The sequence below is a fragment of the Lacihabitans sp. CS3-21 genome, from assembly GCF_024343675.1.
Taxonomy (GTDB): Bacteria; Bacteroidota; Bacteroidia; order Cytophagales; family Spirosomataceae; genus Leadbetterella.
Genome location: NZ_RJUD01000045.1, coordinates 1 through 602 on the forward strand (window position 1 = coordinate 1; position 602 = coordinate 602).

Here is a 602-nt window from a genome sequence, read left to right on the forward strand (position 1 = left end):
ATAAACCTCCGTGCCGTTAGCACTACCAAAAACGCTTGAGTTACTAGAAGTACCACTAATACTTGCATCTATAGAAATTGAGGCAGAACCAGCTGCTCAGTGGCTCCATTAGCACCTGTTGAACCAGTTGGACCTGTAGCTCCTGTTGCTCCTTTTGAACCAGCAGATCCAGTGGCTCCAGTAGCACCAGTTAAACCAGTTGAACCATTCGATCCTGTAGCACCAGTTGGACCTGTAGCTCCTGTTAAACCAGTTGAACCATTCGACCCCGTGGCACCAGTAGCTCCATTAGCACCAGTTGAACCAGTTGGCCCTGTAGCTCCTGTTGCCCCATTTGAACCCGTAGCACCAGTTGGCCCCGTAGCACCAGTCGCTCCATTTGAACCAGCGAGTCCAGTGGCTCCATTAGCCCCAGTTGCTCCTGTTGAACCAGTTGGCCCTGTAGCACCAGTCGCTCCATTTAAACCAGCGAGTCCAGCTGCTCCTGTAGAACCAGTTGGCCCCGTAGCACCAGTCGCTCCATTTAAACCAGCGAGTCCAGCTGCTCCTGCTGGACCAGTTGGCCCCGTTGCACCCGATGCCCCATTTGAACCTACAGCTCC

Annotated in this window: 1 pseudogene; it reads right to left on the bottom strand. The window is 53.3% G+C overall.

Annotation, left to right across the window (positions count from 1 at the left end):
* Positions 1 to 68: 68 nt before the first annotated feature.
* Positions 69 to 602 (bottom strand): annotated as a pseudogene (locus EGI24_RS21815) (hypothetical protein); the annotation flags it as partial.